The organism is Arthrobacter sp. AG258, from assembly GCF_004364695.1.
In the GTDB taxonomy this organism is placed as follows: domain Bacteria; phylum Actinomycetota; class Actinomycetes; order Actinomycetales; family Micrococcaceae; genus Arthrobacter.
In genome coordinates this window covers 234193-247722 of sequence record NZ_SOBI01000002.1, presented here as the reverse complement: position 1 = coordinate 247722, position 13530 = coordinate 234193, and the positions used below count along the sequence as shown (strand labels likewise).

Here is a 13530-nt window from a genome sequence, read left to right as displayed (position 1 = left end):
CATTTACTTCCTAGAGGTTGTTGTAACAGGCCCGCAATCTAAATCCTCCGCGGCCGAAACACGCCACCCACAAACTCATTACAGGACGCAAAAAGGCGTTGGCAGGCGGACAAGTCCGCACCGAAAGCAAGAGAGGACGTAGGCCATGGAACTCACCGCAGGTCTCGTTTGGCTCCTGGTTGCGGCAGCACTCGTGCTGTTCATGACCCCGGGCCTGGCATTCTTTTATGGCGGCATGACGCGCGCCAAGTCGGCACTGAACATGATGATGATGAGCTTCGTCGCCATCGGAACGGTCGGCATCACGTGGGTGCTGTGGGGCGCCTCCATGTCCACGAGCAACGAGGACAACTTCTTCCAGATCTTCGCCAACCCGTTCAGCCACTTCGGCCTGCACAACTTCACGGACCCGGCGGACCTGCTGAAGGTGGGCTACGCCGCAACGTTCGCGATCATCACCGTCGCCCTGATCTCCGGCGCCGTCGCGGACCGCGCAAAGTTCTCGGCCTGGGTGATCTTCACTCCGATCTGGGCCACGCTGGTCTACGCGCCGCTGGCCTTCATGGTGTGGGGCGGCGGCCTGTTCTCCAAGGACGGCTGGTTCGGCCAGACCTTCGCTCCGGTCATCGACTTCGCCGGAGGCACCGTGGTGCACATCAACGCCGGTGTTGCCGGCCTGGTGCTGGTGCTGATCATTGGTAACCGGAAGGGCTTCGGCAAGGACCCGAACCACCGCCCGCACAACATCCCGTTCGTCATGCTCGGCGCAGCCATCCTGTGGTTCGGCTGGTTCGGCTTCAACGCCGGCGCCGCCGCCACCGTGGAACAGGCCGGCCTGATCTGGATCAACACCCTGGCAGCCCCGGCCGCCGCGATGCTGGGCTGGCTCGCTGTGGAACGCATCCGGGACGGACACCCCACCTCGCTCGGCGCTGCTTCAGGCGTGGTGGCCGGCCTCGTCGCCATCACCCCGGCCTGCGCCAACGTCTCCCCGCTCGGCGCGATTGCCTTGGGCGTCGTCGCCGGTATCGCCTCTGCCCTGGCGGTCGGCCTGAAGTTCAAGCTCGGTTATGACGACTCCCTGGATGTTGTGGGCGTCCACCTCGTCGCAGGTGTCATCGGCACCGTTGCCATCGGCTTCCTCGCCACCCCGGACCAGGGGGCTGCCGGCCTGTTCTACGGCGGCGGCGCCACCCAGCTGGTGGCACAGGTCCTGGCAGCGCTGCTCTCCATCGCCTTCACCGCGGTGATGACCCTGATCATCGCCTACCCCATCCACAAGACCATGGGCTTCCGTATCTCCGAGCACCAGGAAATCGCCGGCGCAGACCTCAGCCTGCACGCCGAGACCGCCTACGAGTTCGGCGTCGGCGGCCACGGTGGCAGCTTCCAGCCGCTGCACGACATGGTGACGGGCAAGACCCAGGCGGAAAGCCGGGAATCCGCAGCCGGAGCACAGCAGGCACAGCCGGCAACAGGCAAGGAAAGCGTGGGGGCATGAAACTGATCACTGCAATCGTCAGGCCGGAAAAGCTCGAAACCATCCGGGAAGGACTGGAAGCTTACGGGGTCCAAGGACTCACCGTCAGCGCGGCCAGCGGATATGGACGCCAGCGCGGCTACACCGAGGTGTACCGAGGAGCCGAATACAATGTGGACCTGCTTCCCAAGATCCGCGTTGAAGTCCTGGCCACCGACGAACAGTCAGACGACATCCTGGACGTGATCATCGCCAGCTCCAACACCGGCCGGGCCGGGGACGGCAAGGTCTGGACCATCGACGTCCATGAAGCAGTGCGCGTCCGGACCGGGGAACGCGGAGTAGCCGCCATCTAGGCAGGCCACACCGGCCCTGGGGCCAGGAACAACAGAACGAAACAGCACAGCGGGCGGGAACCGAAAGGTTCCCGCCCGCTGTGCTGTTTGCTGTGCTGGTGCCCTTCCCTTATCAGTCGCCGCCGCCCGCGCCCGTTTCGCGGTTGGTGGGCCACGATGCCGGGCCGGCCGAACCGGCGTCGTACTCCTCCAACGGGACCTCACCCTTCGCCCACGCCGTGAGCACCGGCTCCACGATCCGCCAGCAGTCCTCCGCGGTATCGCCGCGGACAGACAGCAACGGGTCTCCGGTCAGTACGCCCTCCAGCACCTCCCCGTACGGCAGCAGGTCTGAGGCACTCAACTCCGCCTCCAAGGTGACCCGGCCCAGGCTGAAAATGTTCCCCGGGCCGTTGACGTCGACGTCGAACTCCAGCGTGTCCGGACCAAACCCGATCCGCAGCTGGTTGGGGGAGTCCACCCCCGTGAATCCCCGCGGCAGGTGGGGCACGGGAAGGAAGGTGACCACCGCCTCCTTGCGCTTGTCGCCCAGCGCCTTCCCGGAACGCAGGATGAACGGCACTCCCCGCCAGCGCCAGTTGTCGATGTCCACCTGGATCTCCGCAAGCGTCTCCGTTCCTCGGCCGGGATCCACCCCCGCCTCCTTTGAGTAGTCGGGGACGGCCTTCCCTGCAATCGATCCCGCCGTATAGCGCGCCCGGCGGGTAGTGCCGGTGAACGGTGTACGGACGCTGCTGGCCCGCAGCACACTGGATACCGCGTCGCGGAGGTCGCGCTCGCCGATAGTGGCTGGAGGTTCGATGGCCATGAGGGCCATGACCTCCAGCAAGTGGCTCTGGATCATGTCGCGGAGCGCGCCGGCACCGTCGTAGTAGCGGGCCCGGCCCTCAAGGGCAAGGTCCTCATCGAAGAAGATCTCCACTTTCTCCACGTGCTGCCGGTTCCACACCGGCTCCAGGAAGTTGTTGGCAAACCGCAGGCCCAGGATGTTAAGCACTGTCGCCTTGCCCAGGAAGTGGTCCACGCGGTGGATGTGGTCCTCCGGAACCAGTCGGGCGAGCGTACGGTTCAAGGAGCGCGCCGACTCCTCGCTGGAACCGAACGGCTTCTCCATGACCAGCCGGGTGCCCTCGGGAACCTCCTCCGGCTGGAGTGTCTCGCAGGCCTGCTGGCTGATGCGTGGCGGAAGTGCAAAGTAGACGGCCACAGGGCCCTTGAGCCCTGCCAGCAGGGACGCCAGGGCACCCTTGGCCGTGACATCCACCTGGTGGTACGCCGTTTCCTCCTGCAGAGCTTCGAGGGCTTCCTTCCCCGGGCCGTCCGCCGCGCCGGCTGCGGCGGCGAACGACGAGCGGACCCGGTCCTGCCACTGTTCCTTGGTCCAGGGATCCGATCCGGCACCCACCAGCCGGAGCCCTTCCGCCCGGCCCGCCGCCGCCAGCCGGGCAAGGCCGGGAAGGAGGAGCCGGCCGGTGAGGTCGCCGGAGGCGCCGAGGATGAGCAAGGTCTGCACAGATGTTTGGCTCGTCATTTTGCCAGCATGCCATCTGACGTGGCTGACTTGATACCCTAGGTAGTCGAGTCCCGATCATCTCTTGAAAGAAGTTCACGGCGCGTGTTCAATTCACTCTCTGACCGGTTGACAGCAACCTTCAAAAATCTCCGCGGCAAGGGCCGCCTCACCGAGGCCGATGTCGATGCCACGGTCCGCGAGATCCGCCGTGCCCTGCTGGACGCAGACGTCGCCGTTCCGGTGGTCCGCGAGTTCACCGGGAAGGTCCGCGAACGTGCGCTCGGCGCCGAGGTCTCGGCTGCCCTGAATCCCAGCCAGCAGATCGTCAAGATCGTCAACGAGGAACTCGTGGAGATCCTGGGCGGCGAAACCCGCAGGATCCGGCTGGCCAAGAGCGGACCCACCATCATCATGCTGGCCGGCCTCCAGGGTGCAGGCAAGACCACCCTGGCCGGCAAGCTGTCCAAGTGGCTGAAGGCCCAGGGCCACAGCCCCATGCTGGTGGCCTGCGACCTCCAGCGCCCCAACGCCGTCACCCAGCTCCAGGTGGTGGGCCAGCGCGCCAACGTGCCCGTTTTCGCCCCGCACCCCGGCGCCACGTCCACCGAGCTGGACCACCCTGCCGGTGACCCGGTCGCCGTCGCCCGTGCCGGCGTCGAGGAAGCCAAGCGCACCCTGCACGACGTCGTGATCGTGGACACCGCCGGCCGCCTGGGCGTCGACGCGGACATGATGGAGCAGGCCCGCCAGATCCGCCGCGCCATCGTCCCGAACGAAGTCCTCTTCGTGATCGACTCCATGATCGGCCAGGACGCGGTCAACACGGCCCTCGCCTTCGATGAGGGCGTCAACTTCACCGGCATCGTGTTGTCCAAGCTCGACGGCGATGCGCGCGGCGGTGCCGCACTGTCGGTCGCCTCGGTGACCGGGAAGCCGGTCATGTTCGCCTCCACCGGCGAAGGCCTGGACGACTTCGAACTCTTCCACCCGGACCGGATGGCCTCGCGCATCCTGGACATGGGCGACATCCTCACCCTCATCGAGCAGGCCGAGAAGTCCTGGGACAAGGACGAAGCAGCCCGGATGGCGAAGAAGTTCGCCGACCAGGAAGACTTCACCCTCGAGGACTTCCTCGCCCAAATGCAGCAGATCCGCAACATGGGCTCCATGAAGAAGATGCTCATGATGATGCCGGGCGCGCAGAACATCCGGCAGCAGCTGGAGCAGTTCGACGAGCGCGAAATCGACCGCGTCGAGGCAATCGTCCGGTCCATGACGCCGCACGAGCGCCTCGCCCCGAAGATCATCAACGGCTCCCGCCGGGCGCGCATCGCCCGCGGCTCCGGCGTCCACGTTTCCGAGGTCAACGGCCTGCTGGAACGCTTTGCGCAGGCCCAGAAGATGATGAAGAAGATGGCCCAGGGCGGCATGCCGGGAATGCCCGGGATGCCGGGTATGCCCGGTGCCGGTGGGGGTGCGCGCAAGAACGCCAAGAACGCGCCGAAGAAGAAGGCGAAGTCCGGCAATCCGGCCAAGGCTGCGCAGGAACGCAAGGAGGCCGAGGCCCGGCGCGCCAATGCGGGCAAGGCGCTGCCCACCGGTGCCGCGTTCGGCCAGCAGGGCGGCGACTTCGATCCGTCGCAGTTGAACCTCCCCAAGGGCTTCGACAAGTTCCTGGGCAAGTAGCAGTTCCCCACGGATGTCGGTGCCGTGGAATAGGGTTGGGTCATGTTCAAGCAGCGGGTAGTTTTCGTGCACGGCGCCGGTGCTTTCGGCGCCGCCGCGTGGCCCCGCCAGCACGGCATGGCGCTGTCCTTCGACGCCCTGTTCCTTCGCCGCCAGGGCTATGACGCCGTCGCGGAGCCGGTGGAATCATCATTTGCCGAGGACACTGCCATCGTGCTGCGGTCCCTGGCCGATGATGGCCGCGGCGCCGCCGGCGGACACGTGGTGGCGCACTCCCAGGGAGCCATTCCTGCCATGATGGCGGCCGTCGAACGCCCTGACCTTGTCTACTCCCTGACCCTGGTGGAACCGGCGTGCCTCTCCCTGACCGCGGAGCTGCCGGCCACGGCGGCACACATCAGCCTGATGAAGCCGCTTCTCGAGGTCCGCCACCAGCTCAGTGATGAGGACTTCCAACGGGAGTTCGTCCGGCGGGTCTATGCCACGGACCTGCAGCAGCCTGCCACCGCGGAGGAGAAACGGTCCGCGCGCCGGCTGCGGCTCCAAGTCCCGTCGTGGGAAGCGCCCCTGCATATTGTTCCCGGGGTCCCCACTCTGGTCCTGACCGGGGGCTGGGAGCCGCTGTACGAGGAGATTGCCGGTTACCTGCGGGAGACCGGTGCCCTGCACCGCGTTGCCGCGGGCGGGCACCGGCCCCATGATTCGGTGGAAGGCGACCGGACCATCAGGCAGTTCATCGGCGAGGTCAGCCGCAGCGAGCCGGCCCGGGCCTCCTAGCTGCCGGCGGGCACCTGCAACTCCGGAAGGTAGACCTTGCCGCCGGCGGCCAGGAACTCCTGGCTCTTCGCCCGCATCCCCGACGCCGCCTCAGTGAGCGCCGCCTGCGCCTCAGCCGAGCCGTATTCATTCCGGATGTCCTGGCTGATCCGCATCGAGCAGAACTTGGGTCCGCACATGGAGCAGAAGTGCGCTGTCTTGGCGGGTTCGGCCGGCAACGTCTCATCGTGGAACGATTCCGCCGTCTCCGGGTCCAACGACAGCGCGAACTGGTCGCGCCAGCGGAATTCGAACCGTGCCTTGGACAAAGCATCGTCCCGCTCGCGCGCCCCCGGGTGGCCCTTGGCCAGGTCCGCTGCATGGGCCGCAATCTTGTACGTGATGACGCCGGTCTTCACGTCGTCTTTGTTGGGCAGGCCCAGGTGTTCCTTGGGCGTGACGTAGCAGAGCATGGCGGTGCCGTACCGTGCGATTTCCGTGGCCCCGATTGCCGAGGTGATGTGGTCGTAGCCAGGCGCGACATCGGTCACCAGCGGACCGAGCGTGTAGAACGGCGCACCCTTGCACAGCTCCTGCTGCCGCTCCACGTTCTCCCGGACCAGGTGGAACGGCACGTGCCCGGGGCCTTCGACCATCACCTGGACGTCGTACTCCCACGCGCGCTGCGTCAGCTCGGCCAGCGTATCCAGTTCAGCGAACTGGGCCGCGTCGTTGGCGTCCGCCGTGGAGCCGGGCCGCAACCCGTCCCCCAGGGAGAACGCGACGTCGTACTTCGCGAAGATTTCGCAAAGTTCGTCAAAATGCGTGTACAGGAAGTTCTCCTGGTGGTGGGCCAGGCACCAGCCGGCCATGATGGAACCACCGCGCGAGACGATGCCCGTCACCCGGTTGGCCGTGAGCGGGACGTACCGCAGCAGGACACCGGCGTGGATGGTCATGTAGTCCACACCTTGCTCGCACTGCTCAATGACGGTGTCCCGGAAGATTTCCCAGGTCAGCGCGTTGGCTTCGCCGTTGACCTTTTCCAGTGCCTGGTAGATCGGAACCGTTCCGATCGGGACAGGGGAGTTGCGGATGATCCATTCCCTGGTGGTGTGGATGTCGTCCCCCGTGGACAGGTCCATCACCGTGTCGGCACCCCATTGGGTGGCCCACTGCAGCTTGTCCACCTCTTCAGCGATGGAGCTCGTCACGGCAGAATTACCGATGTTGGCGTTGATTTTCACCAGGAACGCCTTGCCGATGATCATGGGCTCGGACTCAGGGTGGTTGATGTTGTTTGGGATGATGGCCCGACCGGCGGCTACCTCGCTCCTGACCAGTTCCACGTCGCAGTTTTCCCGCAGCGCCACGAAACGCATTTCCTGCGTGATGGTGCCCTGCCGGGCGTAGTGCATCTGGGTCACCGTATGGCCGTCGACGGCGCGGCGGGGCACCGGCCGGGCGCCCTTCCACTCCGCGGAGGCAGCGCCCCGGCGCACGGCCGAGCGGCCGTCGTCGAGCAGGTTGCGTTCCCTGCCGGTGTAGGCCTCGGTGTCCCCGCGCGCCACGATCCATTCGGCACGGAAGGGCTCGAGGCCGCGAACGGGGTCGCTTCCCGACCCGGCCGTCCGGTAGGTCCGGAAAGGTGCGTTCGGCTGCCCGTTGGGTGATGGCTCCAGCGCGATCTCGGTGACCGGGACCCGGATGCCGGAACCGGCGTCGTCGATGTAAGCCAGTGAATGCGACTTCAGCGACTGCGTCACCTTCACTTGGGATTCGCCACTGGATCCGGTGCCGGGACCGTTGGCCGCATCGGAACCGGACGGCACCAGGGCAGGGTTCAACTGGGTGTTTTGTGTACTCAAGGGAATACTCACTTCCTTCGCCGGCATTACCCGGACAGGTTCAACGGTCGCAGGCTGCGGCAGCCCGATCTCAGCCCCTGCAGGGGCACCCGTGTGGTCAGCAACGAAGCTACCACAGCCCTCCGGAAGCCCGTTGTAACAATCGATGATGCTAGCCTGACCGGGCAACGAAAGGATGCCCGGATGGCAGGAATCATTCACTTTCGCGGACCCGTCCTGGCTGCACCGGACAGCCTGCGGCAGGGACTCTGGTCCGTGGGCGGCAAGCTCACGTTCCGCCCGCCCGCACAGCCACCCGACCGGGTATTCGACGGCTGGGTACTGCCGGGCTTCGTGGACGCCCATTGCCATATCGGGCTGGGGCCGGCCGGTCCGGTGGAGGCCGCCGTAGCGCAGGAACAGGCGCTTGCGGACCTCAACGCCGGAACCCTCCTGGTCCGTGATGCGGGTTCGCCCGCCGATACGCGCTGGATGCAGGGCGGCACGGACTTCCCGGTGTTGATCCGCGCCGGCCGGCACATTGCCCGGACCCGGCGCTACCTGCGCGGTTTCGCCCACGAGGTCGAACCCGAGGACCTCGTTGAGGCCGTGCGCAAGCAGGCCCGGGACGGGGACGGCTGGGTCAAACTGGTGGGGGACTGGATCGACCGGGGCGCCGGTGACCTGGCGCCGTCCTTTCCTGCCGCCGTCGTCCGCGACGCGGTCCAGGCTGCACACGACGAAGGTGCCCGGGTGACGGCCCACTGCTTCGCCGAAGACACCCTGGACCAGATGCTCGACGCCGGCATCGACTGCATCGAGCACGCCACCGGGCTGCTGCCACGGCACCTGCCCCGGTTCGCCGGGCAGGGCGTGCCGATCGTGCCCACCCTCATCAACATCGCCACCTTCCCGGACATTGCCGCCCAAGCGGAGCCGAAGTTTCCACGGTACGCAGCCCACATGCGGTCCCTCTGGGAGCGGAGGCTGGAGCGCGTGGCCGAGGCACACGCAGCGGGGGTGCGCATCTTCGCCGGAACAGACGCCGGCAGCGTCATCGGCCACGGCCGCATCGCGGACGAAATCCTCGCCCTGCACGGTGCGGGCCTGCCGATGACTGCAGCACTGGATGCAGCGTGCTGGGCAGCCCGCCGCTGGCTCGGAGCGGACGGCCTGGAAGAAGGCGCACGCGCCGATGTGATCGTCTGTCGTGAGGATCCACGGGCGGTCCCGGAGACCATCGGCAGGCTGGAACACGTCGTGCTGGGCGGCCGCATTATCCGTTGACCCACCGTGGCGCCCGGGACTTGGAATAAATTGAAGCTTCAAGTAATTTTAAGAAGTGACAGGCCGCCATCGGGACGGCCGCCAATCCAAGGAGCCTCCAATGACCGCATCAGCCAACAGCCAGGACCTGCTTCCTGCCGACCTCGCCATGGGCACGGTGATGCTCAAAGTGGGGGACATGAAGGTCATGACCGACTACTACCAGCGCGCACTCGGCCTGGAGGTGGTGGCCGAGCAGGACGGCGGACTGTACCTCGGCCGCCTTGGCCGCCCCCTGGTGCACCTGGCCCCGGCCCCCGGGCTGAACCTGCCCGGCAGGGGAGAGGCCGGACTCTTCCACACCGCGCTGCTGTTTGAAGACCAGGCCTCCCTTGCCGCCACCATCGCCACTGCGGCCCAATACGAGCCGATGTCCTTCACCGGCAGCGCCGACCACTTGGTCAGCGAAGCCTTCTACTTCACCGATCCGGAAGGCAACGGCATCGAACTGTACTGGGACCGGCCACGCAGCAACTGGTCCTGGAACGGGACGGACGTGGTGATGGACAGCCTCGCCCTGCCCCCGCAGCGCTACCTGGAGCAGCACCTCACCGAGGAATCGCTTGAGGGCCAGCGCGTGACGGCCGCAGGCGTGGGGCACGTCCACCTCCAGGTGGGAGACGTCCAGACGGCGCGCGACTTCTACGTGGGCACCCTCGGTTTCGAAAAGACGGCGGGCTGGCACGGGCAGGCGTTGTTCGTTTCCGCCGGGCGGTACCACCACCACATGGCGATGAACGTCTGGAACAGCCGCGGGGCCGGCCCCCGCAAGGACACCCTTGGGCTGGGCGAAGTCCTCATCGAAGTTCCTTCAGGGGACGACGTCGGCGCCTTGGCTGACCGCCTCAAGGTCGCCGGAGTGACCGCGCACCACACCGGCGCCGAACTCCGGTTCGAGGATCCGTGGCGCAACCGGCTGCGGGTGGCCGTCCGCTGAGCTGCGCTGCCGGCGGAGGCCGGCCAGTGCCGAGAACTGTCCCGTGCGGCCCGGCCCGGCGCGTGCCCCTGCCGGTCCCCAGCTACTAGGCTGATTCAGTACGGCCGGGACGCGGGCAGCGCCCGGCGCGCAGTTCCGCCAAACGGAAGAAGGGCAAACAGCCATGGGCTTCACCGAGATCTTTGTTGCCACCCATGACGCCGCGCTCAAACGCGCCGGCCTCCTTGATGCAGGGAGCGCGGCGAACGTCGGTCCTGGCAGTCAAGCCGTGCGGATCGAGGGAGTCAGCGACTTCGAAATCGAACAGCTCGGCGACCTCGCCGGGACTGCTGTCCACGCCGGTGGTGCCGACTATGAGCTGACCATGGTGGACGTCGCCAGTGACTCCCTCCTGGCAGTTCCGCCTGCCATGGTCCGTGCGCTGGCCGACCTCCTGTCCTACGAGACCGAGGGCGAGGGCAACGTCCTCGAGGACGTCGCCGAGCAGTGGGCCGCGCAGGACGACATGCCCTTCGGCGCGGCCCAGGCCCGGACCTACGTGGAGCAGCTCGCCAGGCTCGCGGCCGGGCTGGACGACGCCGAGCGGACCGGGCTGTACGTCTGGTCCGCCTGACCGGCGCCGCAGGGCCCATCCCGCGGCCGGCGCCGGCGCGAAGCGCGGCGACGCCGAGTCGAAATAAGTTCGCTGATCTGGCACAATAAACAGGTACTCGATCTGCGTGGCCCCTCTCTCCGCGTCCGGATCCTGTCCTTCGAACCCGCAAGTACGGCCCGCCCCACGGGTGCAGAACGCCGGGTTCACCCCTTTTCTGAAACAGGAGTGACCACAAAAGTGGCCGTAAAGATTCGCCTTAAGCGCTTCGGCAAGATGCGCGCCCCGTACTACCGCATCGTCGTCGCGGACTCACGCACCAAGCGTGACGGCCGCGCCATCGAGGAGATCGGCAAGTACCACCCCACCGAAGAGCCCTCGTTCATCGAGGTCAACTCCGAGCGTGCCCAGTACTGGCTGTCCGTCGGCGCCCAGCCGTCCGAGCAGGTTGCCGCCATCCTGAAGATCACCGGTGACTGGCAGAAGTTCAAGGGCCTCCCGGGCCAGGAAGGCACCCTCAAGACCAAGGTCGCGAAGGACGCTTTCGTAGCTCCGGAGAAGGGCTCGGTCATCATCCCGGAAGCCATCACCAAGAAGGCCTCCAAGTCTGACGCTGCCGAGGCCCCGGCCGACGCCGAAGCTGAGACCACCGAGGCTGAGTAGATTGCTGGCAGAAGCGCTGGAGCACCTGGTCCGTGGAATCGTTGATTCCCCGGACGACGTCAAGGTCAGTTCGAAGAACAACCGCCGCGGGGACACCCTCGAAGTGCGGGTTCACCAGGATGACCTCGGACGGGTGATTGGCCGCCAGGGCCGCACCGCACGCGCACTGCGCACCGTGGTGGCAGCACTGGCCGGCGGCGAACCGGTCAGGGTCGACGTCGTCGATACCGACCGCCGCCGCTGAGCGCTCGGCAACACTTAGTTCTGCTCCGGCCCCTCCACCACCTGGTGGAGGGGCCGGACTGCTTTGATCAACACGGTGCTTTCACCCCACACCAACCACAACCCGGAACAGAGGAACAGATGCAGCTTCAGGTGGCGCGGATCGGCAAGCCGCACGGCATTCGCGGGGAAGTCACGGTCCAGGTGCTGACCGATGCCCCCGACGACAGGTTTGTCCCCGGCACGGAGTTCGTCGTTGAACCCGCCGCGTCCGGGCCCTTGACGCTGGACAGTGCGCGCTGGAACAAGGACATCCTGCTCCTGGGCTTCGCGGAAGTGAAGGACCGGAACCAGGCCGAAACCCTCCGCGGCGCCAAGCTCTTCATCGAGACGGAAGAACTCGAGGAAGATGACGACGAAGGCTGGTACGAGCACGAACTCGTCGGCCTCCAGGCGCGGGTCGGCTCACAGGTGGTGGGAAAGGTGACAGCCCTGGCCACCATGCCCGTCCAGGACCTGCTGACCGTGACCACCCCGGCGGGCGAAGAGATCCTGGTCCCCTTCGTGGAGCAGATTGTGCCCGAGGTCAACCTTGAGGAGGGCTTCGTCCTGCTCACCCCGCCGGACGGCCTCTTTGAACTGAACGCCGGCGACGCCGCATCCCCGGAACCCGAAGGCCGGGAATAGATGCGGATCGACGTCGTCAGCATCTTTCCCGAATACCTTGCCCCGCTGGAGCTCTCACTGATCGGCAAGGCCCGCCAGGACGGGATCCTGGACCTGCATGTCCACGACCTCCGCAGCTTCACCACCGACAAGCACCGTTCCGTGGACGACACTCCGTACGGCGGAGGCGCGGGGATGGTCATGAAGCCCGAACCGTGGGCGCAGGCCCTCTCAGCGGTGGCCCAGGGCCGTCCCGATCCGCAGCACAAACCTGTCCTGATCGTTCCATCTCCCGCCGGCGAGAGGTTCACGCAGGCTCTGGCTTATGAACTGGCAGAGGAAGAGCACCTTGCTTTCGCCTGTGGCCGCTATGAAGGCATCGACGAGCGCGTCATCGAGTGGGCGCAGGAGCACTTCACCGTCCGCCCCGTAAGCCTTGGCGACTACGTGCTCAACGGCGGGGAAGTCGCTGTCCTGGCCATGGTCGAGGCCATCGGCAGGCTCCTGCCGGGTGTGGTGGGCAACCCTGAGTCCTTGGTTGAGGAGTCCCACTCCGACGGCCTGCTGGAATATCCGGTCTACACCAAGCCGTCCGTGTGGCGGGACCGCGAGGTCCCCGCGGTCCTGCTCAGCGGAAACCACGGCAAGATCGCGCAGTGGCGCCGGCACGAGCAATACCGGAGGACGGCCGAACGCCGCCCGGACCTCCTGGAGGCGTTCGACGCCGGCAATCTTCCGCGTGCCGACCGTACCGAACTGCACGACCTGGGGTATGACATCGTGGCCGGGAGGTTGGCCCGCCGCCCGGACGCCGGGCCGGGGGTACAGGAATAGCTTCCGCGCCGGACCCAAGTTGGCGTAACCCCTGCACTGTGGCAAAATTGGTCTTTGTGTCTGCTGGGTCCGCACCTGCCACAGGGGGTAGCGCGGCCAACAGCCGGACAACCGGCCTCATCAACCATTGAAGCGGCCGGACCCCTTTACTTCGGCGGCAACAATCCGGCCCGCTTTTCGGCGGCCGGACCTGCCTGCCGTGACCCAAAGTGAATGACCTGTGGCGTTCACCAGGAGTGCAACCATGCATATTCTCGATTCCCTCGATGCAGCTTCGCTGCGCAACGATGTTCCCGAGTTCCGCGCGGGCGATACCCTCAAGGTCCACGTGAACATCATCGAAGGCAAGAACTCCCGTGTCCAGGTGTTCCAGGGCTTCGTCCTGGGCCGCCAGGGCGATGGCGTCCGCGAAACCTTCACGGTCCGCAAGGTTTCCTTCGGTGTCGGCGTGGAGCGTACCTTCCCGGTGCACTCCCCGATCATCGAAAAGATCGAGGTCGTTACCAAGGGTGACGTCCGTCGCGCCAAGCTTTACTACATGCGCGCACTGCGCGGTAAGGCTGCGAAGATCAAGGAAAAGCGCGACTTCGCCACCGGCAAGTAAGTTCCTTTCGGACTTGCCACTCGGCTGGGACGCGGCCGTGACCGGCCA

General features: G+C 66.4%; 14 protein-coding genes and 1 riboswitch. Of the genes, 12 read left to right on the top strand and 2 right to left on the bottom strand.

All coding sequences use genetic code 11. The features are described from left to right. Positions 1-145: 145 nt before the first annotated feature. A complete protein-coding gene (locus DFO47_RS04430) occupies positions 146-1501 on the top strand; it encodes an ammonium transporter (RefSeq protein WP_018760009.1) in 1356 nt (451 codons plus the stop codon). After that, positions 1498-1836 carry a P-II family nitrogen regulator gene (locus tag DFO47_RS04425; RefSeq protein ID WP_018760008.1) on the top strand — a complete coding sequence of 113 codons (339 nt, stop codon included), beginning with the start codon at positions 1498-1500 and terminating at the stop codon, positions 1834-1836. Before DFO47_RS04430 ends, DFO47_RS04425 begins: the two co-directional genes overlap by 4 nt. 112 nt (positions 1837-1948) lie before the next feature. On the opposite strand, the gene DFO47_RS04420 is transcribed toward DFO47_RS04425, so the two are convergent. Continuing rightward, positions 1949-3367: a glucose-6-phosphate dehydrogenase gene (locus tag DFO47_RS04420; protein ID WP_133830847.1), complete on the bottom strand. Its 1419-nt coding sequence runs from the start codon at positions 3365-3367 to the stop codon at positions 1949-1951. Positions 3368-3451: 84 nt separating this feature from the next. Between DFO47_RS04420 and ffh the strand changes: the two genes are divergently transcribed. Both ffh and DFO47_RS04410 read left to right on the top strand, forming a co-directional pair. After that, a complete protein-coding gene (gene ffh / locus DFO47_RS04415) occupies positions 3452-5035 on the top strand; it encodes a signal recognition particle protein (protein ID WP_018760006.1) in 1584 nt (527 codons plus the stop codon). A gap of 42 nt (positions 5036-5077) precedes the next feature. Continuing rightward, positions 5078-5812 carry an alpha/beta hydrolase gene (locus DFO47_RS04410; protein WP_018760005.1) on the top strand — a complete coding sequence of 245 codons (735 nt, stop codon included), beginning with the start codon at positions 5078-5080 and terminating at the stop codon, positions 5810-5812. Here the strand turns inward: DFO47_RS04410 and thiC are convergent. Then, entirely contained in the window at positions 5809-7659 is a 1851-nt protein-coding gene (thiC, locus tag DFO47_RS04405; protein WP_279586693.1) for a phosphomethylpyrimidine synthase ThiC, read from the bottom strand. The two genes, DFO47_RS04410 and thiC, sit on opposite strands and share 4 nt — an antisense overlap. Then, positions 7655-7762, bottom strand: a riboswitch (TPP riboswitch). It overlaps the preceding gene by 5 nt. Before the next feature lie 80 nt (positions 7763-7842). Between thiC and DFO47_RS04400 the strand changes: the two genes are divergently transcribed. From DFO47_RS04400 to rplS, 8 genes are all read left to right on the top strand, one after another. Beyond that, the gene (locus DFO47_RS04400; protein ID WP_133830846.1) at positions 7843-8925 is read left to right on the top strand and encodes an amidohydrolase family protein; all 1083 of its coding nucleotides are present in this window, start codon (positions 7843-7845) and stop codon (positions 8923-8925) included. A gap of 100 nt (positions 8926-9025) precedes the next feature. Next, on the top strand, positions 9026-9901 hold the full coding sequence (locus tag DFO47_RS04395; protein WP_133830845.1) for a VOC family protein: 876 nt from the start codon (positions 9026-9028) through the stop codon (positions 9899-9901). A 163-nt stretch (positions 9902-10064) separates the two neighbouring features. Beyond that, entirely contained in the window at positions 10065-10514 is a 450-nt protein-coding gene (locus DFO47_RS04390) for a hypothetical protein (protein ID WP_133830844.1), read from the top strand. Positions 10515-10733: 219 nt separating this feature from the next. Beyond that, positions 10734-11156, top strand: a complete 423-nt coding sequence (gene rpsP, locus DFO47_RS04385; RefSeq protein WP_018760000.1) for a 30S ribosomal protein S16 — start codon at positions 10734-10736, stop codon at positions 11154-11156. A gap of 1 nt (position 11157) precedes the next feature. Further along, complete coding sequence (locus DFO47_RS04380) at positions 11158-11400, top strand: RNA-binding protein (RefSeq protein ID WP_018759999.1); 243 nt, start codon at positions 11158-11160, stop codon at positions 11398-11400. A 119-nt stretch (positions 11401-11519) separates the two neighbouring features. Continuing rightward, a complete protein-coding gene (gene rimM, locus DFO47_RS04375; RefSeq protein WP_133830843.1) occupies positions 11520-12065 on the top strand; it encodes a ribosome maturation factor RimM in 546 nt (181 codons plus the stop codon). Further along, positions 12066-12878, top strand: a complete 813-nt coding sequence (gene trmD / locus DFO47_RS04370) for a tRNA (guanosine(37)-N1)-methyltransferase TrmD (protein ID WP_133830842.1) — start codon at positions 12066-12068, stop codon at positions 12876-12878. A gap of 244 nt (positions 12879-13122) precedes the next feature. After that, positions 13123-13482, top strand: a complete 360-nt coding sequence (gene rplS / locus DFO47_RS04365) for a 50S ribosomal protein L19 (protein WP_018759996.1) — start codon at positions 13123-13125, stop codon at positions 13480-13482. The last annotated feature ends 48 nt before the right edge of the window (positions 13483-13530 follow it).